This is a genomic window from Ralstonia sp. NFACC01 (genome assembly GCF_900115545.1).
In the GTDB taxonomy this organism is placed as follows: domain Bacteria; phylum Pseudomonadota; class Gammaproteobacteria; order Burkholderiales; family Burkholderiaceae; genus Ralstonia; species Ralstonia mojiangensis.
In genome coordinates, this window is record NZ_FOWV01000001.1 from 545,786 (window position 1) to 569,647 (window position 23,862).

Here is a 23,862-nt window from a genome sequence, read left to right on the forward strand (position 1 = left end):
AGCAACCCATTGGAGTCACCCAAATGCAGATCCAGACACAAGGCGTGCAAACCGCCGAATTCCTGCTGACCGAAGCCCCGGGCAGCCTCTCGCGCGAGCAGATCGCCGTGGCGGCGGGCGATGCGCTTCCCGCCGGCCAACTGCTCGAGCAGAGCGCCGACGGCAACGCCTACGCCCCGTACGGCACCACGGACGACGGCAAGGCCGCCGCCATCCTCTACGCACCGCTGCGTGCATCAGAGGGCAAGCGCCGCGCAACCGCCATCGTGCGCCTGGCAGAAGTGGCCGAAACCCGCCTCACCGGTCTGGACGCCAAAGCCCGCACCGACCTGCTCGCGGCCTTCATCGCCGTTCGCTAAGCACCCACACGAATTCAGGAGAACCCCATGGCTGATATGGCCCTGTTCAATGACGACGCCTTTTCCATGACGGCGCTCACCGCAAGCATCAACGAACTCGAGACGACGCCCTCGCGGCTGGCCGCCCTCGGCTTGTTCGAGGAAGAGGGCATGACCGTCACCACCGCGCAGATCGAGCGTGATGGCGAAACGCTGCAATTGGTCGCCTCGGCAGAGCGTGGCTCGCCCGGGCAAGTGGTTGTTGGCAGCAAGCGGCAAACCATTCCGTTCAACGCGGTGCACTTGCCGGAAATCGGCACCATCAAGGCGGACGAAGTGCAGAACCTGCGCGCATTCGGCGAAGAGACCGAGCTCGAAGCCCTGCAGACGGTGGTGAGCAAGCGCCTGCAGAAAATGCGCCGCCAGCTCGATGCCACCCACGAGTTCCACCGCATCGGGGCCATCAAGGGCCAGATCCTCGACTCGGACGGCCAGTCCGTACTGGTCGACCTGTTCGAGCGCTTCGGGCTGAAGCAACAGCAACTGCCCATCCTCATCGGCGACGTGCGTTCCTCCACGCTGGAACTGCTCGACATGGTGGAGGATTCGCTGGGCGCCGCCCCGCACACGGGCGTGCGTGCCCTGTGCGGGCGCAACTTCTGGCGGCAGTTGATGACGTCCAAGGACATCCGCGAAACGTACCTCAACACCCAGATGGCCGCGGCGCTGCGCGGCGACCCGCGCGACACGTTCGACTTCGGCGGCGTCACGTGGGAGCGCTATCGCGGCCGCGTTGGCAACGTCGGGTACATCGGCGACGACGAAGCCTACGCCGTGCCCGAAGGCGTGCCGGAACTGTTCATCACCCGTTTCGCGCCGGCGGACTACATGGAGGCCGTCAACACCAACGGCCTGCCGTACTACGCCAAGCAGGAAGCCGGCAAGTTCGGCAAGGCCGTTGAGCTCGAAGCCCAGTCCAACCCGCTGCACCTGTGCACCCGCCCACGCGCGGTCATCAAGCTGTCGGCCGCGACGGGCAAGGCGGCCTGATATGACGTTTCGGGACCACGTGGCGGATCTCGACGCCGCCGTCTTCGAGGCGCTCTCTGACGAGGTGCAAATCGACGGCAAGCCCGACCCGGTGATGGGCATGTTCTATTCGCCGTGGCTGGATGTCGAGCCCATGCGCGGCCAGCGCTCGGGCCTGCGTGAGCCGTTCGTGATCGTGCGTGATGCCGATGCGGCAGGCGTCCGCCCGCGTACGCGGGTTAGGGCACTGGGCGACGTGTACAGCGTCATTGAACTGCAACCCGACGGCTCGGGCACCACGAAACTCGTACTGAGGCCAGAACCATGTCCGTCACGTTAAAGGCAGAGCTGGACATTGCCGCCGCGCTGGCTCCGCTTGCAAGCCTTGGCAAAGACGCCATGCGCAACGCCTGGCGCCGCGCGCTGAAGAAGAGCGCCAACTGGGTGAAAGGCCAGACAGCAAAGCAGGTCTCGGCCGAGATGCACATCGCGCAAAAGCTGATACGGCAGCGTCTCTACTTCTTCTTGCGCAGCGCAGACAAAGGCAAGGTCTGGCTCGGTCTCAACGCCATTGAGGCCCACCGGCTCGGCAACCCGCGCCAAACGCGGCGCGGCGTATCTGTCGGCCGGCATCGATTCGACAAGGCGTGGATCTACCGAAGCAAGCGCGGCAGCCAAAGTGACGGCAAGGTGTTCCGTCGCGTCGGCAAGGCGCGCATGCCCATCGAGGGCGTCAAGCTCGACTGGGCAGACAAGGGCGAAGCCGCTTTCCGCAAAGCCGCTGCCGAGATCGAAGCGCGCCTCATGGTCTTACTGGAGCAGGAAGTGAAATACGAAATCCTCAAGGCAACCGGCCATGCTCGCTGATCTGCAGCAACTGTTCGACGCCGTTGAATCGCACCTCAAAGCGCAATTCCCGGACGTCGCCCTCATCGGCTGGGCGCCAGAAATCGAAGACAGCATGCCGCTGCCGGCCATCCTGCTGTACGTCGGCGCGCTGCGCCCGGGCACCGACCCGGGCACCGGCCAACCGGCGATCAACATCGTGATCGAGCTGCGCGTCGTTGGCGACCCGACCGAGCCGAACGCAGAGGCCGCCATGTGGGCACTCGCCGCACGGCTCATCAAGGTCTTGCACCACCAGACGTGGGGCCTGCCCGTCACCATGGCCGAGCTGGAGAGCGACGGCTTCCATCCAGACGGCATGCGCCCCGACCTCGACGGCTACAGCGTCATCGCCGCTGAATGGCGACATGAGTTCGACCTGGGCACGCCCGAATGGGCGTTTGAAGACACCAGCGGCACGACGGTCGATTTCGACATCCAGCCGCGCCACAGCGAGGCCGACCATGGGCTACGAAGCGGGTGAGGCAGACCGGCGGCTGGCGTGCATTGTGCAGGCCGGCGTGATAGCGCAGGTCGACCTCGCTGCTGCCCGCTGCACCGTCAACGTTGCAGACTGGACGTCTGACTGGCTGCCGTGGTGGTCGCGGGCTGCCGGCGCCGTGCGCGAATGGCGCCCGCCGTCGCCGGGCGAGCAGGCATTGCTCGTCTCGCCGTCCGGCTGCCTTGAAGGCGGCTTTGTCCTGGCGGGCTTCTATACGGACCAGCACGGCGGCGCGAATGGTCAATCGTCAGATTTGACGGCCACGGACTACCCCGACGGCGCCCGCGAGCATTACGACCACGCAGCGCACGAATACCGGCTTGCCGTACCGGAAGGCGGGCAAATCGTCCTGCAGGTGGGCGACACGTCGCTCACGCTGCGCGCCGACGGCGCTGTGCTGAAAGCGCCGCAACTGCGGGCCGACGTGCCGGCATCCACCTTCACAGGCAATGCGCTCGTGGAAAAGGCGCTCGCGTTCATGGGCGGTTTGTCAGGGCAGGGCGCCGCCGGCGGCACCGCTGTCGCCATCCAAGGCGGCATTCAAGCCACAGACGATGTGGTCGCCGGCGATGTATCCCTGCGCGGTCACTCGCACATGGAGCAGGGCGACGGCGCGCCGGTGGGCAAGCCGTTCTAGCTGCAGCACACATCAATCGCAAGGCGGCCACGTGCCGCCTTTTTTTTTCATTGGAGGCACCGTGGCCGTCGTCGGCATGAACAGACGCACGGGAGCGCTGCTCTCGGGCATGGACCACCTCCTGCAAAGCCTGACCGACATCCTGAGCACACGACGCGGCACCCGGCGGGAGCGGCCCGAATACGGCAGCGATCTACCCGATAAGGTGGATTTGCCCATCACGCGCGGCTGGGTTGCCGCCGCGCAGGCAGAAGCGGCACGCGCCATCACGCGGTGGGAGCCGCGCCTGCGCCTCTCGCGCGTGCGGGTGGAGGGCATTGAAGACGGCCGGGTGCTCTGGCGTGTCGTCGGCATCTACAACGAGCGGGCCGTCGATCTCAAGGTGACGTCATGAGCGTAATCGACCTCTCCGGATTGCCGCCGCCCGACGTTGTCGAACCACTCGACTTCGAGGCGTCCTACCAGCGGCTCCTCTCGACCTTCATGGGGCTCTGTCCGGAATGGTCGGCCACCATGGAATCTGACCCTGCGGTCAAGCTGCTGGAACTGCTCGCGTATGTCGACGTGCAGCAGCGCGCGCACGTGAACGATTCCGCACGCTCGACCATGCTCGGCTTTGCCGTGGGCGCCGATCTGGAACACCTGGCCGCTGGCTTGGATACAAAGCGACTTGTTGCCGTGCCGGGCGACACCGAAGCAATCCCGCCGGTGGCGCCCGTGATGGAGTCGGACACTAGCCTGCGCACGCGTGCTCAGGGCGCATTCGAGCGCCTTTCCGTCGCCGGCCCACGCGCAGCCTACGAATTGCATGCCCGCGCCGCAGACGGCCGCGTGGCAGACGCGCGGGCTATCTCGCCGGCGCCGGCGGAAGTCATCGTGTCGGTACTCAGCAACGAGGGCGATGGCACGGCGTCGGACGAGCTCGTCGAGCGCGTGCGGCAGGCGCTCAGTGATGAAGACGTCCGCCCGCTGGCCGACCGGCTGACGGTGCAGGCCGCGCGCATCATTCCATACCGGCTGCGCGTCGTTCTGTACCATTACCCGGGCCCAGAGGCTGAGCCGATGGTGGCCGCGGCATGGGAGCGCCTCAACGCCTATGCAAAGGAACAGCGCCGCATCGGCCGCGACGTGCGCCGCTCCGCCATCTTTGCGGCCGCACACGTAGCGGGTGTCCAGCGCGTGGAGGTTCCCGAGCCCGCCGAAGACATCATCGTCGACCTGACCGAGGCGTCTTACTGCGCGGGCATTGACGTGGTTGTCGGGGGCGCGGATGAGTGACAAAACGCTGCTGCCGGCAAACGCGACGCCGCTGGAACGGGCGCTGGCGCAGACCATCCTCACGCTGCTCGACACGCCTGTCCCGCTGAATCAGTTGTGGGATGTGGATACGTGCCCCGTACGGCTGCTGCCCTACCTGGCAAGCGCTCGCTCGGTCGACCGCTGGAACGCCAACTGGCCTGAAGAGGTCAAGCGCCGTGTCGTGCGAGACGCGTTTGCCGTGCACCAGCGCAAGGGCACAGCCGGGGCGCTGCGGCGCGCGCTCGAACCACTGGGCTATCGATTGACGATTCAGGAGTGGTGGCAGATGCAGCCGGCCGGCCAGCGGGGCACGTTCTCGCTAGACGTCGGCATCGAAAACACGGGCGTCACAGAGGCAACCTACCAAGAGATCGAGCAGATCGTCGACGACGTTCGACCACTCTCGCGGCACCTCACCGGCCTGACAGTCAGCGCCGAGATTGCCGGCTACGTTGGCGCACAGGCTGCCTGCTTCGATGGCGACACGGCGACTGTGTACCCGTACATGCCTGAAGTTGTTACCACAGAAGGCCCCACCCACTCGGCGGTGGCCGCCCACGTTGTTGAAATCACTACGGTATCGAATGGCTAAGTACTTTGCGACTTTGACGGAGACGGGCGAAGCCAAGATGGCTCGCGCGCTGCTCTCCAATACGATGGTCCCGCTCACCGAGATGGCCGTGGGCGATGGCGGCATCGATGGTGGCGGCGACGCCGATGTGATGCCGAGCGCCGTGCAACGCGCTCTGGTGCGCGAGCGCCTGCGCCGTCCGCTGAACCGCCTCGTTCGCGACGAGAAGAACCCCAGCATCGTCATTGCCGAGGTCTACCTGCCCGAAGAGTTGGGCGGGTGGTGGTCGCGCGAGCTGGGTCTGTACGACGAAGAAGGGGATCTGTTCGCGGTCGCCAACGTGCCGCCCAGTTACAAGCCGGTGCTCGCAGAGGGCTCCGGACGCGGACAGTTTTTCCGCATGATGTTGATCCACAAGGCGGCAGGCAGCATCGTGCTCAAGATCGACCCCGCCATCGTCGTGGCAACGCGCGAGTATGTCGACGAGCAGGTCACAGCCGTTCGCATGGCCGTGACAGGTGATGCGGACAAGCGCTACGCAACCAAGGAATCGGTCGCGGCGCTCTCCCGGCATGTCGATGAGGTCCAAGAGATTGCAGCCGATGCGTTGCCGCGCTCGGGTGGCGTGGTCACTGGCATCGTTGACATCAGCGGCCCATCGAACGAGCTGCTTTTCACTGACACGGCCCAACCCATCACGGTAGGTCGCTTTCGTGTGGTCCCCAGCAACGGGAGCCTCATCATCGACCGCAATACGGCCGCCGAGGGTGATTTCTCAACGTATGTACGTGTGTGCGCAATCGATGGGAACGGCAACATGTCCACCCCAGCCGGTGTCCTGGCCGATCTGTTCAAGACGCGCGGTGGGATCAATCTACCGGCCTACAACAAAGACGGACGAGGGTTCCTCGAGTTCGGTGGCGATACCGTCATCTGGCGCATGTTCATGGTTGCCTCCACCGGCAACCTCGTCCTCAACGGCTACAACGCCGACGGAAGCAATCGGAACCAGCCGTTCTATATCAACTACACGACCGGCCGTTTCGGCTTCGCGGTGCGCCCGCTCTTCGAGGGCGCAACTCCGTGGGATACGGCCAACCTGCCAAATCCCCTTACGACGGACGGCGGGGGCTTGGTGGCCAACAAGGGTCTCTATTTTGGTGTCGGTTACGGCAGGTCCGCGCTGACGGTCTCGTCCAACGGCACGGATTCCATCGGCGGCGCATTCACGGAGTGGAACGCCAACCGGACGCCGGCGCTTCAGATCGATTGCCCGTGGAACGAAGCGGCCTACATGGGCATTCGCTGGACACAGTGGGGCGCCCGCCACCTTGCGGCGATTGACTGCTATGCAGGCGGTAGCGATGCAACTGTTCCCTATATCTCCATGCACGTCGGAGGCCGCGTCAACGCTTTCACTTTCGGCGGCAGCGGCACCCTGGTCGCTCAAGGCGACATACACGCTGGCAACGGTGGCGGCATCCTTGCCACCAACGGCAACGTCTACATGTCGTGGGCTGGGCAGTGGCTTTCCACGTACCTAACGGGACTGAGCGGTGGCAAAGCCAACTCGGGCGCGGTATGCCAATGGAACACCGACATCACTGAGTTTGGTGGCGTCTCTACCGGGTCAAGCTCCGGTCAAGCCGACCTGCCTGCGCCTTACGTCCTCGTCGGCCTACGCAACGGCTTCTACACGCACTACCTTCGCGCAGTCCAACTGCGCAACCAATAAGGATACAGCCAATGCTCACCCATGATGAACTGATCTTCTGCCTGCAGCAGAAGTACCCCGATCTCGTTCACGGCGTCGATTTTTGGGTCGGCCAGAGCATGTGCCCCGACACCGGCCAGCAGACCGAAGCCGCGCGCATCATCGCGTGGCACGCAGACGGCCAGCCCACCGACGAAGAGGTTACTGCGCTGATTGAGCAGCACGGCGAAGCGGCACGACTTCACGTGTTGGGCCAACGTGCCCGCGAAGAGCGCGACCGTCGCCTCATGGCAGCCGACGCCATGTTCTACAAGGCCATGGACACTGGCGACGCCAGCAAGGCGCAACAGGTCGGCAAGTACCGGCAGGCACTGCGCGAGGTGCCCGACCAGCCCGGTTTTCCTGCCGATTTCACCTGGCCGGATATCCCGGATGCGCTGTCGGATCGGGCGCTCTCAGACGCCCAAGACACCGAGGCCCAGACCTCAGACACGTGACGCATGCCCCATAGGAAACCGACGCGCCGCTCCCTACCGTAAAGAGAGTCATCGGCGCACCCGTCACGCACAGGCGCCCATGACCACCCGTCACACGTTCAACTGTTCAGGAGCAATCATGGCAAAAGTCGTCGTCACCCTTGTGGGGCACAACAAAGAGAATCTCGTCGGTCCGGCCGTGACGGTTGGCACGGCGCGTTGGGGCCATAACGGCGTCGATTTCGGCAAGGAAATCGAGATCGCAGAAGGCACCTACACCGTCACGGTGTACAGCGCCGGCAAGGTCATCCACACGCAACACGCTCACGTCCCGCGCGACGGCCGGTATCCCATCGAGATCGATATCGACAACTGAGTCGACGCCGCCGGCCTGCCGTAAGGGCCCCTGACCGCACACCCAAACGAGCCCCGCCACCGAGCGGGGTTTTTTCATGTCCACTTCCCATCGAGGAGCCGCATGGCATCTTCTTTCTTCCACGGCATCACCACCACGATTGTCGACACGGGCCCGCGCCCGATCGCCGTGCCGTCGTCGTCCATCATCGGTTTGGTCGACACGTACACGCCGGGCCCGGATCTCGTGCAGCCCGATGTGCCGGTGCAGATCACCAACCCGCGCGAGGCAGCGCAGGCCTTCGGCCAGAACAGCGCCATCACCCGCGCCATCAAGGCCATTCAGGAGCGCACGTCGGCCGTCATCGTCGCAACCGGCGTTGCGGATTCCGACGATGCAGACGCGCTAACCTCAAGCGTCATCGGCGGCACCACGGGCGCTGGCATGCGCACGGGCCTGCAATCGCTGCTCGACGCCAAGTCGCGTTTCAACGTGCAACCGCGCCTGCTGATCGCGCCGGGGTTCACCGCACGCCAGCCAGTGGCGACGGCCGTGGACGCACTGGCGTCCAAGCTGCGCGCCATCGGCATCATCGATGGGCCGAACACCACCGACGAAGCTGCGCTCGCGTATGCCAAGAACTTCGGTTCGAAGCGCCTGTACATGGTCGACCCGGGCGTGCGCACGTGGGACACCACCGCCAACGCAGAAGCCGAGGCACCTGCATCCGCCTTTGTCGCAGGCCTGTTCGCGTACACGGATGCGCAGTACGGCTACTGGGCGTCGCCGTCCAACAAGGAATTCGTCGGCATCACTGGCACCGGCCGGCCCATCGAGTTTCTCGACAACGATCCAACCTGCCGCGCCAACCTGCTCAACGAAGCTCGCATCGCCACCGTCATCCGCGACGGTGGCTACAGGCTGTGGGGCAACCGCACGTTGTCGGCAGACCCGAAATGGTCGTTCGTCACGCGTGTGCGCACGCTCGACATCCTCATGGATGCCGCGCAGGCCGGCCACAAATGGGCGGTCGATCGTGGCATCACCAAAACGTACGTGCACGACGTCACCGAAGGCCTGCAGGCGTTCATGCGCGACCAACGCAACGCGGGCGCGCTGATCAACTTCGAGGTCTACGCAGACCCGGTGCTCAACACCGCCAGCCAGATCGAGCAGGGCCGCGTCGTGTGGAACGTGCGGTTCACCGATGTCATCCCCGCAGAAAACCCGATCTTCCGCTTCGAAGTCACCAACGAGTGGCTGACCGAAGTGCTCGACACCAAATAACGGAGGCACACGTTGGTACCCGAGACACTCTACAACTTCAATCTGTTCGTTGACGGCACGAACCTCGCGGGGCAAGCGTCGGAACTGACGCCACCCAAGCTCAAGATCAAGACGGAGGACTACCGTGCCGGCGGCATGGATGCGCCCGTCAAGCTGGACATGGGCATGGAGGCGATGGAAGCCTCGTTCTCGCTCGTCACGCTGTCCACCGCCGTGCTGAAGCTCTTCGGCCTGGCCGATCAGAACGCCTTTAACGGCACGTTCCGTGGCGCCTTGCGCACCAAAGACGGCAAGACCCGCAGCGTCGTGCTCGTCCTGCGAGGCATGCTCTACGAGGTCGATCCCGGCTCGTGGAAGCCCGGCGAGAAGTCCGAATCCAAGTACTCCGTCAGCGCTGATTACTACAAGCTCGAGATCGACGGGCGCGTCTGGCACGAGATCGACGTGCTCGGCTGCAAGCGCGTCATCGACGGCGTTGACCAGCTCGCCGAGGTGCGCGCCGCCATCGGCATGTAAGGCCCCACAAGAGACACATCAAGATGCAAACCACCACCATCAAGCTGAAGTTTCCTGCCACCGTCAACGGCGTCAAGGTCGATGCGCTCACGCTGCGCCAGCCCACCGTGCGCGACATGCGCGTCGCCGGCCAGCAGTCGGGCGGCGATGAAGAGCTGCGCGAGATCCTGCTGTTTGCCTCGCTGGCCACCGCCGGCCAGAACGACATCGAGGGCCTGACCTACGTTGACTACCAGCGCGTGCAGCGCGGCTACTTTCGGCTGCTGGCCGACCGCGAGGGTGCCGATGCGGGAGGTCAAGCTGCTGACCAAGCGCCTGCTGGCGATGGGCGTCAGCCCGTCTGAGATTGATGCGATGACGGTCGACGACATGGTGTGGTGGTTGACCGACTGACGCGCCGCCGTGGCGCCACTGAGCAGGAGAATGCATGGCAACAAAAGACATTGCGCTCGGCATCCTCATCGGCGGTGCGGTCAGCTCCACACTGGGTCGTGCCGTCAACGAGGTCGGCAGCAAGCTCGACGCACTGAAGAAACGTGCCGGCGAGGCCCGCGTCTGGCAGAACGCCATTGGCGAGACGCAACGCCTGCAGCGCGAGTTTCGCGATCTGCACGCCGCCGGCGACCGCGCGGCAGACAAGGTGCGCATCAAAATCGAGCGCAACACCCGCGCGATACGCGAAGCCGGATTCGAGGTCGACCGGCTCGACCGCTCGTATCAACGGCTCGGCCGTACCGCACGCGGGCTGGAACTGCGTGCGCGCGGCACTGAGCTTGTCGCCAGTGGCCGAGACAGCCTGCGCAATACCATGGGCGACACTGGGAAGTTCGTCGCCGCCGCCGCAGTGCCGACGGCCATCTCCGCCAACTACGAAGCCATCATCCGCGACATCGCCATCAAGGCGGGCGCCGCGCGCACCGACAAAGAGCGCGAGATGAGCAGCGGCATTGCCGCCTCCGCACAGCAAAGCGGCATCGGCCGCAATGTGCTGGCGGATGCCGTCAACCAGATGGTGTCGGCCGGCATGGATCTCGACCGCGCGCTGTCGTTCGCGCCGCTGGTGGGCAAGTTCTCCGTCAGCCAGGGCGCCGACCCGAAAGAAACGGCGCGGATGATCCAGGCGCTCGAGCAGAACGCCAAGATATCCGACCCGGCAAAGATGGCCCAGGCGCTGGAAACCATCGCGTTTCAGGGCAAGGAAGGCTCGTTCGAATCGAGCGACATGGCACGCTGGTTCCCGGTGCTGCTGGCCGACATGCAGAAGCTGGGCATCGTCGGCAACTCATCGGTCGAGCAGCTCGGCGCGCTGCTGCAGGTGCAGATGAAAACCGCCGGCAGCGCAGACGAGGCCGCCAACAACACCAAAAACTGGTTCTCCAAGATCGGCAGCGCCGAGACGGCAGGCAACTACGCCAAGGCCGGCATCGACTATCAGGCCAAGATGCGCGAGGCCATCGGCAAGGGCTGGAGCACGATGGAAGCTTCCTTCGTGCTGGCCCGCGCGTACATCGAGCAGGCCGACCCGGAGAAAGCCAAGCAGCTTGCCGCCGCCGCAAAGCAGTTCAACAGCGAATCCGACCCCGCCAAGCGCGACGCGCAGATGCGTGCGTTTGAAGAGACCATGAAGACCGGCGATCTCTTCAACGACATGCAGGTCAAGGCCGCGCTGACCGCCTACATGCAGAACGCCGATCTTTACCAGCGCTTGAAGAACGAGGGCGCGAAGGCGGCGGGCGAGATCGAGAAAGACCTGGAAGACCGCCGCGCCAGCTCCAAACAGAAATGGGCCGAAGTCGGGCAGGCGTGGGATGAAGCCATGCGCCGCATCGGCGATGCGCTCAAGCCTGTGACGGATAGCGTGGCGGATCTCGCTGCCGGCGCCGGTAACTCGGTCGGCAAGCTGGCGGCGGAATCGCCCAAGGCCACCGTCGCCATCGGCGGCGTGCTGGCGTCTATTCTGGCGTTCAGGACCGGGCGCGCCGTATGGAAGATCGGCAAGGGCGTTGCCGACATCGCTCGTGGCAACGCCGTTGCGGCGGGCGTGGGTCGCACGGCCGGGGTGGCTGCCTCTGCCGCCAAGGTGGCACCGGCTGCAACAAAGGCACCCGGCGTGCTGGGCGCTTCGGGCCGGTTCCTGAAAGGTGCAGCGCCCAAGCTGGGCAAGGTCGGCGCTGTCGCGGGCGTTTTGGCGCTGGTGGGCACGGCCGGCATGGCAAGCGCCCAAGCGGCCGAGGGCCCCGGCTCCAAAGCCGATAAGGCCAAAGCCATCGCGGGCATTGGCGCAGGGCTGGCGGGCGAACTTGCCGGCGGAGCTGCGGGCCGCGCCATCGGTGCAATCGCCGGCACCGCCATCGCAGGGCCCATCGGCACGGTGGTCGGCGGGCTGCTGGGCGGCATGCTGGGTTCGTACCTGGGCGGCACGGCGGGTAGCGCCGCAGCAGGGTTGGCGCTGGGCAGCACCAAGCCCAAGGCCGCGATGGAAGCCGGTAAGCCCGTTCTGCCAGCAGGCGCCGTGGAGGCGCTTGGCACGGCCAGCGCGCTCGCCAAGGCACCACCGGCACCGCCGCCGCAGATCGACCAACGTTTCGAATTCGCCCCGCGCATCGCCCTGACAGTGCACGGCGACGTCAAAGACCCGCGCCAGCTTGCCGAGGAGTTGATGCCCCACCTGCGCCGCCAGTTCGACGAATACGCCGCGCAGCAACGCCGCGCCGCCATGTCGGATCGCCCGCATCTGTAACGGAACACACCATGGATTTTCAGACCTTCGCATCCGCAGCGGCAACGCATGCGGCGCGCGCGGCCGAGCATGTCCGGCAGATGGAGCGGTTGCTGGACAAGCCGGACGGCACAGGGGAAGCCAACGCCCATCGCCGCGAGGCGCAGGCCTTGGGCGACCTGAACAGCGCCGGCACCGCGCTTGCCGCTGCCGCTGAAGCCATTGGCGGCGTAGGCCGAACGGCTGCAGGCAGAGGTGCAGCGCAGCGCGCGCTCGGCCTGACGGATACCGCGCTGGCCGGCATCCAGCGCACCGCCGCGGGCGAGCGCTTCGCATCCGTCCTGCGCGCCGCGCAAACCACCAGCGACGCACTGGCAACCGTACGCCGCCGCCTCGATGCCGTGCTGCCCGCCGTCACGCCCAGCGTGCGCAGCCTGGTGCCCAGCTACGCCCTCGGCCCGGACAAGTTCCTCGGCGCCGGCCAAGCCGCAGGCGCCACCGAACGCCTGCTCGTGCTGTCGACCGATGAAGGCGAGCAATTCCAGTTTGGCCTGAGCACCGCCGCATACGACCGCCTGCGCCGCGAGACCCGCTACAACATCGCCGCGCAAGAACGCATCCAGCGGCAAGAGGCATTGCAGGCCGTGGGCGCCGGCGGCGACACCATCACCGTATCAGGCGCCATCTTTACCGCCGGCGGCGCGGGGGCAGGGCAGCTTGATCGCCTGCGGGCGATTGGTGCCGCGCTCAAGCCCGTGCAGCTCACCACCGGCTCGGGCGACGTGCTCGGCCGCTACTTCCTCGACCGCGTGGGCGAAGAGCAAGGCGCGCTGCTGGCCGATGGCACGCCGCGCAAACAGGGTTTCGATTTGGAGTTCCGACGCTATGGCGATGACTATCAGAACATCTGACGGCGACGTGCTCGACGTGCTCTGCTACCGCGCATATGGCACGCTGGCCGGCACCGTGGAAGCCGTGCTCGATGCCAACCCGGGCCTCGCCGCACGCCGCCAGCCGTACGCCGCCGGCGTGGAGATATACCTGCCCGACCTCACGCCCCCACGTGACGAGCCCATCCAGCTCTGGACGTAGCCCATGGAAGCCCAATTCGAAGTCCTGGCAGACGGCAAAGACATCACCGCGCTGCTGCGCGATCGCGTGCTGGAGATCCGCACCACCGACAAGCCCGGCATGGAATCCGACCGCTGCGAGATCCGCCTCGATGACCGCGACGGCAAGATCGCCTTCCCGCCCAAGGGCGCCAAGCTGCGCATCTCGTTCGGCTGGGCCGGCAAAGGCCTATCCACGCGCGGCACCTACGCCGTCGACGAGATCGAACTGAGCGGCCCGCCCGCCACCATCGTCATACGCGGCAAGCCAGCCGACATGCGCGCCACGGCCAAGGCGCAGCGCAACGCCAGCTACACCGGCACCACGCTGACGGCCATCGTGGCAAGCGTGGCCGCGCGGCACGGGTGGAAGCCCGCCTGCACGATCGAGGCACAGGTGCAGCGCGCAGACCAGTTCGGCGAGAGCGATCTGCATTTCATCACCCGGCTTGCAAAGCAGTACGGCGGCACGGCAACGGTCAAGGGCGGGCGGCTGATCGTTGCCCCGCGCGGCGGCGGCAAATCCGCAGACGGCAAGCCGCTCGCGCCCATCGTGCTGCGGCCGGAAGACCTGATGCGCTACCGCCTGACGTTTCCGGATCGCAGCAGCGTCGGCGGCGTCAAAACCCGCGCGCACGATGCCAAGACCGGCCGCAAGATCGATCTGTACATCCCCAACCCGGACGCGCCCAACGGCGGCCCCGCGCAGGCCACGCACACCGATCGACACGTGCACGCCAGCCCGCAGGCCGCCAAGGCCGCCGCCAAGGCCAAGCTGCAAGACATGAACCGCAGCACCGCCGAGGGCGATCTGGAGATGATGGGCCGGGCCGACATCAGCGCCGAGAAAACGCTGCGCCTTGAGGGCTTTAAAGCCCAAGCCGATGGCGACTACCTGGCCGATACCGTCACGCACATCTACGCCAACAAAAGCTGGCTGGTGAACGTGAGCCTGAACGGCGGCAACACCGGCAAGGCCAAAGCCGGCCAGGGCAAGCCGAAGAAGGCAGCCAAGGTGACCAACCTGGTCATTCCTGCGCCGCCCAAGTAACAAGACACACGCGCTCGCAACTGCGGCCGCATCCCAAACAGCCCGCCACTCGGCGGGCTTTTTTCATTTCCAAGCCATGAACAAACACACCTTCAGCAAGGCTGCAGCCTTGCCGCCCGCGCTTGCCGATCGCTGGTGGCCGCACATCGAGGCCACGTGCAAGCGCTTCGGCATCTCCACGCCCGCACAGCAGGCAGCGTTTATCGCGCAGATCGGGCATGAGTCCGGCGGCTTCACCCGCGTAACGGAATCGTTCAACTACGCCGTGGCCGCGCTTCCGGCCATGTTCTCGCGCGTCACGCCCGCCTTGGCCGTCACGCTCGGCCGCAAGCCCGGCGAGCGTGCCGTGTCGCTCGAGCGGCAGATGCGCATCGCCAACATCGCCTACGCCAACCGCTACGGCAATGGTGACGCCGCCAGCGGCGACGGCTGGCGCTACCGGGGCCGCGGCCTCAAGCAAATCACCTTCCTGGCCAACTACCGCGAGTGCGGCCACGCGCTCGATCTGGATCTCGTTACGCACCCCGAGCTGCTGGAGCGCGATGAATACGCCGCGCTCTCCGCCGGCTGGTACTGGTGGGCCTTCGGGCTGGGCAAGCTGGCCGACGCCGGCAAGTTTGACGAGATCACGCGCCGCATCAACGGCCCCGCCATGGAGGGCGCAGAGCCGCGCCGCGCGCGCTGGGCGGTCGCCAAACAAGCATTGGGAGCATGAATGGCAGAGCAAACAGGTTGGGGCGCGCTACTGCGCGTGGTGGACACGATTCTGCCCAGCGCGGCCGGCGCGCTGGTGTCGTTGCGCTTCATACCGGGCACGCCGGTGCAGCGCGTGGCAGCGCTGCTGCTGGGCATTGCCTGCGCGCATTACCTGGGCAACGGCGTCATTGCTTTGTGGCACGTGCCAGCGGGGCTTGAGTCTGACGCCATCAAGTTCATCGCCGGCGTGTTCGGGCTGACCATCGTCGGCTACGCATACGGCGAGCTTCCGGCGCTGCGGCGCCTGGTGCACGACTGGCTGCAGCAGGCAGCCCAACGCTGGACAGGAGGCCGCAAAGAATGACGCTCAGCCAACACGACGTGCTCACCGCCATCGACATCGTGGCGCTCGTGGGCATCTGCGCGGGGGCGGCCTGGTCTGCACTCACGCAGGCCATTCCGCATGGGCTGCGCGGCGCGCTGCTGCTGTGTGCAGTCGCCCTGTGCGCGCTCGGCAGCGCCTCCACTGCGCTGGGCGCCAATCACGACATCGCCACCGTGCAACTGCATTGCGCGCTGGCGGTGGCGGGGCTGTGGGTCACTCACATCATCCGACAAGGCAAAGCCAATGAACTTCGCAACGATCCGCCTGGTGGCAGTGGCGGCGGTAGCTGCAGCAGCCGCGTGGGGCTGGCAGGCAAACCGGTACGACAAGACCATCGCGCAACTGCAACGCGACCACGCCATCGAGCGCCAGGCCGCCGTCGATACCGTCGTGACGGCGCTGCAGGCTGCCATCGACAAACACCGGCAGCTTACCGACCAGCTCGACGCGCTCGACCGTACCCATTTCTCGGAGATGCAACGTGCCACCGCTGAAAACACGCGCCTGCAGCACGCTCTTGCTGTTGGCACTGTACGGATGTCAGTGCGCGCCCGTTGCCAGCCCGACGCCGACACCGGTGCCGGCGCAAGTGAAGATCAGCCCGGCGCCGGCCTGGGCGATGGAGCCGCCGGCCGATGTGAGCTATCTGGAGAGGATGCGGCGGATCTTGTCGATCTCTTCGCCGGGGCGGAGCGGGATGCCGAGAAACTGAGGTATTTGCAGGGGAGGGAGCGGGCGGTGCGGGGGGCTAATGTTTGTATCCAGCTTTAACAACGTAGTGGGCTTCGGAGCGAGCGGTCCGTCGATACGTGGATTAACCGCACCGCCTTTTGTCCACTGTAGTGGCTCGTTCCAATAGTACGGTCCCTGAGGTCACTAACGAAAGGTGCGTCTAGTACACTGGCTCTCATTAATGACAGAACTTGGGGGGCTTGATGACGTCAGAGCTTGGAGTGCCCGTAGAAGGCGAACAAGAGTTACCGCAGAAGGAAATCACGGCTGGATTGTTTCCGCTTCAGATGCATTTGCCTGCGCGGCCCGGAACCTCGGAGGCCGGGGTCTCTCTCAGCATTCATACCCCCGTTACCACGCTTCTTGGTCCAAACGGAACGGGCAAAACCCAAGTAATGCGCGGGCTAAAGGCGTCGCTCGCTAACTTGTTGCCGCAGAGGGGTGTTGGTGGGCAAGTCCGCTTTCTGGCAGCGGGTCGCGTGGCGCCCCTGGAAGGTTTCCGGTCTGCGCTCACTGCGACATATATTCCGAGCGACGCGGCCGCAGTAGGCCATATATCTCAAACTCAACAGCGCTGGGGGTTCGAATCAATTGTTGGTGATGTGCTGGCTCTGCACGACCGCCCTGACTTGCGTATCAAAGTCGAGGCGCGATTGCACAAACTTTTTAAGCGCAATTTGACGCTTGAATGGACCCAGACGGGCTTACAGGTAGGCTTCTCTTCCAAAGAGGGAAGATTCTTCACCAACACAGAGGCAAGCGGTGTACTTCATCTCATCGGGATTCTGACTGCGCTTTACGATGACAATGTTGCCGCGCTTCTCATAGATGAGCCGGAAATTTCCCTTCATCCCCAATTGCAAGCGTTTCTTCTTGGTGAGATTAACAACGTTGCGGGGGACCCTCTTAGCGATTCGTCTAAAAAGATAGTCGTCATCTCTACGCATTCCCCGAGCATGCTGAAGTTGCGAACGGTCGCAGATTTACCTGGCCTCGTATTCTTCACTAACCGAGTCAGCGCCCCTGTCCAACTATCTCCCACAGATTCCATTCTGCAGCGGCGGAAGCTGGCAGCCTTCGTCAGTCGGATTGCGGAAACGCACAAGAGTGCATTTTTCTCTGAGACCGTGCTGCTTGTTGAGGGGCCGAGCGATGAAATCATAGTGAACGCGCTAGAGCAATCACTGAAATGCTCATTGGCCGGCAATGGTGTGAGTGTTCTGCCAGTCATAGGGAAAGGGGAATTTTCTGAAACGCTGCAACTGTTTCGGCTCATCGGGAAGCGCGTTGCGGTGCTGGCAGACCTAGATGCGCTTGCGGACGATGCTTCGTTAATCAATTCTTTCCAAGTAAGCAAAACAGCAAACGAGCTAGCTATTGACCGCGCGCATGACGGCTTTGCTGCAATGGCAGCTAAGGTGAAGTCGGTGGTGGGACAGGTCATCCGTGATCACGGAAACGTACTTGCTGATTTGTCGGCGACGCATCGGTATCTGTCCGATTTGGAGGACGGTAAGCCGACCGATAAAGCGACTACACGGGCCGCGTACGTTTCGCTATTGACTACACCGATTGAGCAGCTTGAGAAGCTTTCTTGCGGAACTGAAATTGCGAGAGCGAGGAGGATGCTCGACAGCTTTCTAGAGGTGCTAGAGGCGGCCGGATGCTTTGTGTTGCGCAGAGGAACGATTGAAGACTACTACTTTGCCACAGGATTCCTGTCTGGCTCCGGCAAGCCAGAGGCCGCGGTCAACGAGACACTCGGGTTTGCGGATTTGAGTGAATCCCAGATATCTGAACGCTACGCCGATGTCGTCAGGGCCATCCTTCACGTCGCCCCAGACTCCCGGTTTGACGAAAATCTCTTCTTGCGCTCGCACTTGGCCAGTGCCTTGGCACTTCTTTTTCAAATGGCGCAGGCGACGACTGCAGACGGAGATTTAGAGGCCATCGTGAAAGCTGCAAGTCCACAGGCAGCAGCGTTGTTCAAATTTGCCATGGTAGATGATCTTCCCAATGGGAAGATGGCAATCAATGTTGATATGAGGTCATCGCTTTTCCTGCGTCGCACTTTCCCTGCAGTGGTAACGCGAGAAGAGAACCTCAGTCAACGTGTAGACCAACTCCTTCCGCCGATCAGCTAAGGCGCCTTCCAATCGTGTTGTGCGTGTCGCACCATGGGTGTGGCACGCAAAACAAGGGGGCTCGCAGGTTGGCCAACGATGCGAGCCCATCCCACCCCCTACACCCCCGCCTCAATCAAATCCGAAATCTGCACCGACGCGCGCGCGAAGTCAGTCAGCGCGCGGGCGCGCTTGTGCCGATAGCTGCCGGCGGAGATCACGACGGGTTCTTTGGCGTCGTCGTGCTGCAAGACGATGAGCATGCCGGTGTAGCGGTCTGCCTGGTAGATGTGTTTGTTGAGCAGTTGCAGCGCACGCTCGACGTCGGCGGGGTAGAGGCTGGCGAGCTCTTCCGGTGTGAGGGCTGCGCGGGGCGCGGCGTCGATGCGCGGTTGCGCCGTGAACTGGCCGGTCTTGCGGATGGCCGGCAGGACGATGGACGTGACCCACTTGCGGAAGCGGTATGGCACGGTACCGGGCTTCACTGCGTCTCGGCATCGCAGGACGAGGGTGTACATGCCCGATTCACTGACGATCGCCTGCAAACGGGCGCCGCCGCGCCGGCCAGTTAAGCCCTCAGTTAAGCTGAGGGTCATTCGTTCGTCACTATCGAGCGACCGCAAGGCTTCGCTCGGATTCGACAATCCCAAGGCAAGACAGACGTCTGCGGCAACGAACCATGGCTCTCCGTCGCGCATGACAACGCGTACCGAGTGGGATTCGAAATTGAACGTGTTCTGAGTAGAGGCGAGCGCGGACGCGCTGCTGAGATTTTCAGTCATAGCAGACTCCTGTGGTGCGGTTTTTGTACCGCCCACCACGCGGCCAAGCGTGGGGGGTGGACCGAAGCGGGGTTGGCCGACCGGACCACAGGCTCCGGCACCCCCGAAGGAGTCCCCACCCGGCCCACCATAGGAGATGCCAAGCGTGCGCAAACAAAGAAGCCGCGCAAATACTTAGGCGCGGCTTGATTGCGCCTGTGGAAAACCGGGCGGCCAAGCCCGTGTGCCGGTGTTTCCGGCGACTGGCCGAGTATACGGCGGGTGGGGAGACGGTGCAATGTTCGGGTGTAACGGATCAGGCAGCCTTGGCGGCTGTGAGCGGGTAAGCGCCGTCTGCTTTCGGCCAGGAGCTGCCGTTCCCATATGCTGCGTAACACAAACACGCTATTACCGATGAAAGTCATCCTAATCCTCCCCTTGCTGGTCTCGACGTTGGCCATTGCCGCACCGGACGAAGCGGTGGTCCAGGAAATGGCGAAACGCACCGGTCTTAGCCCGTCGGACATTCGGAGAAACTACGACGCCTGTAGTAGTGGCGAGACGCAATCGATGAAGGTCTGTGCAAGCTATCGGTGGACGAGAGAGGACATTCGCCTCAATACCGCCTACGAGCAAGCGATAGTGAAAGCAAAAGAGGAGGGTTTCGAAGCCTCGCTTATTCGCGCGCAGCACGCGTGGCAGGCGTATCGCGATGCAGCATGTACATATGAAGGGCAGATGGGAGCTGGGGGTGGTGCATATGAGGGGCTATACATTCTCTCGTGCAAAGAACAACTTACAAAGGAGCGAGCTGACCGGTTGACCCCGTGACGCGGCAATCAGGACAGTGACCTGTTCGGGGCGGCGAGGGCCGCCGGTTACCGACGCATCGACCGCATCCGGCCAGAAGTGGCTACTGTAGGAAGAGAGCAAGGCAATGAAGCTACTTCGCGACGGGAATTTTTCTGGAGCCGTTAGGGTTCTGTTGTTTCTCTTCGGTGTCGGCATCGGCTATGTGGCGCTTGCTTGCGACGTCGCACCAAGTGCCCTCCGAATCATCGTTTTCATGAGTGCTGTAGTTCTGTGCGCCTTAGGTGGATACAGCTCTTGGGCACATGTGCTTGGGGTGCAACCATTTGGAGAGTCCTCTTGGCGAAAAGCGAAGAAGACATACAAGGACGATGCGTAAGGCCCGCCGCCGCTAACGATAGTTTGAGCATTTGGGTCTCGTCACCGTATGGTGGTGAGACCTGAGCAACATACATAGGCACCGCGTCCGTCCGCTGACGGTCAGATGTAGCCATTCGAGAAGGTGTGTAAGTGAATCCGTTTAGGTGGATTGACCATGCTGTAAACCATCCTGGCTGGAAAGGCATTGCTTGTCGCGTGCCGCTGTGCTTGGCGATGGTGGCGACCGTCTATTGGCTGCGCGATGGAATCCTGTGGCTGAACGCCAACGTGCTCCATAGCGACAGCGTCGTTCCGAGTGCCGCGAGGCATCACGCCAACATCGTTGTCTTCAGGTGGTTTGGAGCGCTGTGGCTATCGCTGGAAATGGTCCTCGCGATTCGGTTGCTTTACCGGCAACACTTGGATAAGAAACGGGACTAGCTGTTATGACTTTCGCCTTTCAATGCGCCACGTGTGGAGAAACTCACGAAGGCATGCCCAGCTTTGTCGCTGCTGCTCCGGTGAGCTACTACGAAATACCAGCAACTGAGAGGGAAGCGCGTTGCGACAACAATGCCGACATTCTCGGGATCGATAGGTAGTAGAGAAATGCGCGCCATTGTTGCGTTGATTGCTTTCCTAGCCAGCAGCCTCGCCTGGGCCGGTTACGATGTTCACGTTAGCCAGCCTTTTGCGACCGCTCCCGGCCAAACTCGGACATTGGTGGTGGTCACGGGACCGGCCGCCCGCCGATCAGAACCGGTCGCTCAACCTGTTCACTCGATTCGAGATTGAGGCTGTTCGACGTCAGGTTGATTCCGCTCGTTGTACTCGCTATTAGGTCGAGATCTTCTCGGAATCAGCCACTGGCGCACAATGCGACTCGACGGCTCAGCGTACATTCGCGCGATGGATACGCTCAGGCAGGCAGAAAGCAACAGATAACCGACCAGAACCGCCAGTTTCTCGTCGCCCGTCACGCCGGAAGGCGGGAAAATCGTCCGCAACAGGCCCAGCACGATAAGGTGAAACAGATAGAGTTCATAGCTAAGCCTTCCGAACCCTGCTAGCACAGTGGACGCACGCGTGCTTCGTACCATTGATCCGTCCGGGCGATCATTTGCGGCCAGCAGCAAAACCGCAGTGCCGAAGGCCATTGCCGTGACACCGAACACGTTGCTTTCGTGGATCGGCCAGGCCAGATAAACGAACGTCATGGCCACCGCCGTCGGCCACGCCAACACGCTCCACGCGCGGCCACACCACACGGCGCGCCTCGCGAGCAGCGCCGCGCAACAGCCGGTGGCGATTGCGTCGAAGCAGGCGAAATACGCGTAGAGATAACCACCCTCGTCACCTTGATGCAGGAAACGGTAAGCCGGACCGACGACGATGCACGCGAGCCAGAAAGCAACGAGCTGCGCCTCCCTGCGAAACGCGAGACAAAGCAGAGGAAACGAGAGGTAAAACACCTCCTCGATGGAAAGCGACCACAACACGCCGAGCGCATAGTTGGTCCAACCGTGCGTGCTGATCAACATGTTCATCCAGAACGTCAACGAAGCCAGATTTACTAGCCAAAACGAAACTGGTGTCCCGGCCGGCAAGTGGTTCCGGAAGACGGCGATGCCGGCTAGCGCTAGCGCATTGACGACAACCAATAGCAGCAACAGGCACGGAACGATGCGCGCAATGCGTAAGCCGTAAAACGCCCGGACATCGACCTGGCCGAGTTCGGACCAGCGACGAATTGCGTTGCTCGTGATCAGATAGCCCGAAATCACGAAAAACATCGTGACCCCGTAGTTGCCGTTTCTCACAACGGCCCGAACCGCCTCCCAGCCGAATACGCGCGACAGAAAAGTGTCGTCCAGCCGATAGGCGATATTGAAGTGGTGAAACAGCACGAGCAGGATCGAGATGCCACGGAGGAAATCGATCTTCCGGTTTCGCGTGGAGACGTCGGTCATGCCGCGCTCGTGGCCCACTGCACGAACACCGTGCCCGCTTCGCGCAAAAGCAGCGGCAATCCAATCAACAGCTTTCGACGCGTGATCGAGTGAGTCAAGGTTAGGTCCAGTTAGTCAGAGTGAGGAAACGCGGTTAGCGCGACGAACGTCAAGCCAGCTTGTGGGCGAGCAGGAGGCGACGGATGTTGATCGCGTCGCGCGCAGGGAACGCAGCCGGCCCGGCGTCCAGAAACACCATCGTGACGCTGTCCCGAACCGAGCGAAGCCGCATGATCAGGCAACGTCCGGCCGCGTCGGTATAGCCGGTCTTCGATAACGCGATGTCCCAGCATTTTTGCCCAACGAGTGGATTCGTGTTCTGGTACTCGACGAGCTTGCCGTCGATCGGGACGACGCTGCGGGGGTCAGTCGTGGCACGCACGATGGCCGGATAGCGGGCCGCCGTGTTCACCATGACCGAGACGTCGCTTGCCGTCGACGTGTTGAGCGGCGAGTCGTTGCGGCGACTTTTACTGCCTTCATTGGCTTGAATCTATGCGGGGCTACATCATCAACCTTTAGAAGCTGTTGCGAAATTACCCATACCATCTCGATCGCCCATCAAGCGGCTCACGGCAACGCGCCCACCTGCTTCAGCACGGCGCGCGCAATTTCCTGACGCTTTGGTAAAACCTCGGGCGTCGGCAGATCAAGGTTGATCGCGAACACGTAGGTGTCGTCGCCGCGCGTCACCCAGCCCACCCACCACCCGACTTCGACCTGGCCCGGCACCGTTACCCATCCGGTCTTGGCTCGCAACGTATATTCTGGCGTCTTCTCGACAGTCAGGATGTCATCGAGCAGGTCGTAGCTGCGTGCGGAGATCATCGGTACCCTGCGTGCCGCCACTTCGCGCAGAAACTCGACTTGTTGATACGCGGTGATCTTGAGATGGTTGTTCAGCCAGAACCAGTCCACCGGACCTTCGACGTCCGCATTGCCGAAGTGCGCCGCTTCAAGGTACTTGCGATACTGGGCCGAGCCGATATGCCGCGCGAGCGCCTGATAGGCGGGTATGCACGAGTTCTTCAGCGCCATACGCATTGACATGTCGCCGTCGCACACCGGTGGCAGGAACGGCTTACCGTTGTGCATGATGACCTTGCCGTCCCAAGGCAGCATGTCATGGTCCACGTCGGCCACAGCGCCGGTTTCCAGCGCAATCAGCGAGTTGAATATCTTGAACGTCGAGGCGGGCGAATAGTCGGTTGCCGCCCGTTTAGGGTTGTAGGTCAGCGTGCGCTGCTGCCGCACGTCGTAGATGACCATCGTGCCATCGACGCCGGCGGCATCGAACAATGCTTTGGCGTCGATCGTCGATTCAGTGAGGGCATGGGCAGCTAGGGGAAGCAGCAGGCAGAGCGCCGCGATCAGGCACGCAAGTTTGTGTCGCATATCTAAGCATTCAATTGGAGGTTGGACTTCGTCATGCTGACGGTTGCCAATCCGGGCCCGGATCGGTTGGCGGAGCATAGGCCTCAGCACTGCGGACCCCAAC

The 23,862-nt window shown here is 63.3% G+C and carries 29 protein-coding genes; 25 read left to right on the top strand and 4 right to left on the bottom strand.

Going from position 1 to position 23,862, the window contains the following annotated elements:
• Nucleotides 1–23 precede the first annotated feature (23 nt).
• From BM136_RS02610 to BM136_RS02720, 23 genes are all read left to right on the top strand, one after another.
• Nucleotides 24–359: a head decoration protein gene (locus tag BM136_RS02610; protein WP_092970018.1), complete on the top strand. Its 336-nt coding sequence runs from the start codon at nucleotides 24–26 to the stop codon at nucleotides 357–359.
• Nucleotides 360–386: 27 nt separating this feature from the next.
• A complete protein-coding gene (locus BM136_RS02615) occupies nucleotides 387–1,388 on the top strand; it encodes a major capsid protein (protein WP_092970020.1) in 1,002 nt (333 codons plus the stop codon).
• A gap of 1 nt (nucleotide 1,389) precedes the next feature.
• On the top strand, nucleotides 1,390–1,707 hold the full coding sequence (locus BM136_RS02620) for a head-tail joining protein (RefSeq protein WP_092970022.1): 318 nt from the start codon (nucleotides 1,390–1,392) through the stop codon (nucleotides 1,705–1,707).
• Nucleotides 1,692–2,234, top strand: a complete 543-nt coding sequence (locus tag BM136_RS02625; RefSeq protein ID WP_092970024.1) for a phage tail protein — start codon at nucleotides 1,692–1,694, stop codon at nucleotides 2,232–2,234. The genes BM136_RS02620 and BM136_RS02625 overlap by 16 nt, the downstream gene beginning before the upstream one ends.
• Entirely contained in the window at nucleotides 2,224–2,736 is a 513-nt protein-coding gene (locus tag BM136_RS02630) for a hypothetical protein (RefSeq protein WP_092970026.1), read from the top strand. Before BM136_RS02625 ends, BM136_RS02630 begins: the two co-directional genes overlap by 11 nt.
• Nucleotides 2,717–3,391 carry a phage baseplate assembly protein V gene (locus BM136_RS02635; protein ID WP_092970028.1) on the top strand — a complete coding sequence of 225 codons (675 nt, stop codon included), beginning with the start codon at nucleotides 2,717–2,719 and terminating at the stop codon, nucleotides 3,389–3,391. The genes BM136_RS02630 and BM136_RS02635 overlap by 20 nt, the downstream gene beginning before the upstream one ends.
• Nucleotides 3,392–3,467: 76 nt before the next feature.
• Nucleotides 3,468–3,785 carry a GPW/gp25 family protein gene (locus tag BM136_RS02640; RefSeq protein WP_092970717.1) on the top strand — a complete coding sequence of 106 codons (318 nt, stop codon included), beginning with the start codon at nucleotides 3,468–3,470 and terminating at the stop codon, nucleotides 3,783–3,785.
• Nucleotides 3,782–4,669 (top strand): baseplate assembly protein, encoded by an 888-nt coding sequence (locus tag BM136_RS02645; RefSeq protein WP_092970030.1) that lies wholly within the window; start codon nucleotides 3,782–3,784, stop codon nucleotides 4,667–4,669. Before BM136_RS02640 ends, BM136_RS02645 begins: the two co-directional genes overlap by 4 nt.
• On the top strand, nucleotides 4,662–5,282 hold the full coding sequence (locus tag BM136_RS02650) for a phage tail protein I (protein ID WP_092970719.1): 621 nt from the start codon (nucleotides 4,662–4,664) through the stop codon (nucleotides 5,280–5,282). Before BM136_RS02645 ends, BM136_RS02650 begins: the two co-directional genes overlap by 8 nt.
• Entirely contained in the window at nucleotides 5,275–6,996 is a 1,722-nt protein-coding gene (locus tag BM136_RS02655) for a phage tail protein (protein ID WP_175537063.1), read from the top strand. Before BM136_RS02650 ends, BM136_RS02655 begins: the two co-directional genes overlap by 8 nt.
• 11 nt (nucleotides 6,997–7,007) lie before the next feature.
• The gene (locus tag BM136_RS02660) at nucleotides 7,008–7,472 is read left to right on the top strand and encodes a phage tail assembly chaperone (RefSeq protein ID WP_254775600.1); all 465 of its coding nucleotides are present in this window, start codon (nucleotides 7,008–7,010) and stop codon (nucleotides 7,470–7,472) included.
• A gap of 118 nt (nucleotides 7,473–7,590) precedes the next feature.
• A complete protein-coding gene (locus tag BM136_RS02665) occupies nucleotides 7,591–7,827 on the top strand; it encodes a hypothetical protein (protein ID WP_092970036.1) in 237 nt (78 codons plus the stop codon).
• 102 nt (nucleotides 7,828–7,929) lie between these two features.
• Nucleotides 7,930–9,093 carry a phage tail sheath subtilisin-like domain-containing protein gene (locus BM136_RS02670; RefSeq protein WP_092970038.1) on the top strand — a complete coding sequence of 388 codons (1,164 nt, stop codon included), beginning with the start codon at nucleotides 7,930–7,932 and terminating at the stop codon, nucleotides 9,091–9,093.
• A 12-nt stretch (nucleotides 9,094–9,105) separates the two neighbouring features.
• Nucleotides 9,106–9,609 carry a phage major tail tube protein gene (locus BM136_RS02675; protein ID WP_092970040.1) on the top strand — a complete coding sequence of 168 codons (504 nt, stop codon included), beginning with the start codon at nucleotides 9,106–9,108 and terminating at the stop codon, nucleotides 9,607–9,609.
• Nucleotides 9,610–9,632: 23 nt separating this feature from the next.
• Complete coding sequence (locus tag BM136_RS02680; RefSeq protein WP_092970042.1) at nucleotides 9,633–9,953, top strand: phage tail assembly protein; 321 nt, start codon at nucleotides 9,633–9,635, stop codon at nucleotides 9,951–9,953.
• Nucleotides 9,954–10,036: 83 nt separating this feature from the next.
• On the top strand, nucleotides 10,037–12,349 hold the full coding sequence (locus BM136_RS02685; RefSeq protein WP_092970044.1) for a phage tail tape measure protein: 2,313 nt from the start codon (nucleotides 10,037–10,039) through the stop codon (nucleotides 12,347–12,349).
• Between the two features lie 11 nt (nucleotides 12,350–12,360).
• Complete coding sequence (locus BM136_RS02690) at nucleotides 12,361–13,239, top strand: phage tail protein (protein WP_092970046.1); 879 nt, start codon at nucleotides 12,361–12,363, stop codon at nucleotides 13,237–13,239.
• Nucleotides 13,214–13,420: a tail protein X gene (locus BM136_RS02695; RefSeq protein ID WP_092970048.1), complete on the top strand. Its 207-nt coding sequence runs from the start codon at nucleotides 13,214–13,216 to the stop codon at nucleotides 13,418–13,420. Before BM136_RS02690 ends, BM136_RS02695 begins: the two co-directional genes overlap by 26 nt.
• A gap of 3 nt (nucleotides 13,421–13,423) precedes the next feature.
• Nucleotides 13,424–14,488, top strand: coding sequence for a phage late control D family protein (locus BM136_RS02700; RefSeq protein ID WP_092970050.1), 1,065 nt, complete (start codon nucleotides 13,424–13,426; stop codon nucleotides 14,486–14,488).
• A gap of 76 nt (nucleotides 14,489–14,564) precedes the next feature.
• Complete coding sequence (locus tag BM136_RS02705) at nucleotides 14,565–15,203, top strand: glycoside hydrolase family 19 protein (protein WP_092970052.1); 639 nt, start codon at nucleotides 14,565–14,567, stop codon at nucleotides 15,201–15,203.
• Complete coding sequence (locus BM136_RS02710; protein ID WP_092970054.1) at nucleotides 15,204–15,548, top strand: hypothetical protein; 345 nt, start codon at nucleotides 15,204–15,206, stop codon at nucleotides 15,546–15,548.
• 264 nt (nucleotides 15,549–15,812) lie between these two features.
• Nucleotides 15,813–16,340 carry a lysis system i-spanin subunit Rz gene (locus BM136_RS02715; RefSeq protein WP_092970056.1) on the top strand — a complete coding sequence of 176 codons (528 nt, stop codon included), beginning with the start codon at nucleotides 15,813–15,815 and terminating at the stop codon, nucleotides 16,338–16,340.
• A gap of 164 nt (nucleotides 16,341–16,504) precedes the next feature.
• Nucleotides 16,505–18,445 (top strand): ATP-dependent nuclease, encoded by a 1,941-nt coding sequence (locus BM136_RS02720; protein ID WP_139219339.1) that lies wholly within the window; start codon nucleotides 16,505–16,507, stop codon nucleotides 18,443–18,445.
• Between the two features lie 98 nt (nucleotides 18,446–18,543).
• Here BM136_RS02720 and BM136_RS25555 read toward each other — a convergent pair whose 3' ends face one another.
• Nucleotides 18,544–19,206, bottom strand: a complete 663-nt coding sequence (locus BM136_RS25555) for a BRO-N domain-containing protein (RefSeq protein ID WP_254775601.1) — start codon at nucleotides 19,204–19,206, stop codon at nucleotides 18,544–18,546.
• A gap of 393 nt (nucleotides 19,207–19,599) precedes the next feature.
• Between BM136_RS25555 and BM136_RS02735 the strand changes: the two genes are divergently transcribed.
• Both BM136_RS02735 and BM136_RS25735 read left to right on the top strand, forming a co-directional pair.
• Nucleotides 19,600–20,016: a lysozyme inhibitor LprI family protein gene (locus BM136_RS02735; RefSeq protein WP_175537064.1), complete on the top strand. Its 417-nt coding sequence runs from the start codon at nucleotides 19,600–19,602 to the stop codon at nucleotides 20,014–20,016.
• Nucleotides 20,017–20,801: 785 nt separating this feature from the next.
• Complete coding sequence (locus BM136_RS25735; RefSeq protein ID WP_139219340.1) at nucleotides 20,802–20,957, top strand: DUF2199 domain-containing protein; 156 nt, start codon at nucleotides 20,802–20,804, stop codon at nucleotides 20,955–20,957.
• A 174-nt stretch (nucleotides 20,958–21,131) separates the two neighbouring features.
• Here the strand turns inward: BM136_RS25735 and BM136_RS02745 are convergent, their stop codons facing one another.
• From BM136_RS02745 to BM136_RS02755, 3 genes are all read right to left on the bottom strand, one after another.
• Entirely contained in the window at nucleotides 21,132–22,325 is a 1,194-nt protein-coding gene (locus BM136_RS02745) for an acyltransferase family protein (protein WP_092970064.1), read from the bottom strand.
• Nucleotides 22,326–22,473: 148 nt separating this feature from the next.
• Nucleotides 22,474–22,857: a serine hydrolase family protein gene (locus BM136_RS02750; RefSeq protein WP_302848160.1), complete on the bottom strand. Its 384-nt coding sequence runs from the start codon at nucleotides 22,855–22,857 to the stop codon at nucleotides 22,474–22,476.
• Nucleotides 22,858–22,934: 77 nt separating this feature from the next.
• Nucleotides 22,935–23,759, bottom strand: a complete 825-nt coding sequence (locus BM136_RS02755; protein ID WP_092970068.1) for an OXA-1206 family carbapenem-hydrolyzing class D beta-lactamase — start codon at nucleotides 23,757–23,759, stop codon at nucleotides 22,935–22,937.
• Nucleotides 23,760–23,862 lie beyond the last annotated feature (103 nt).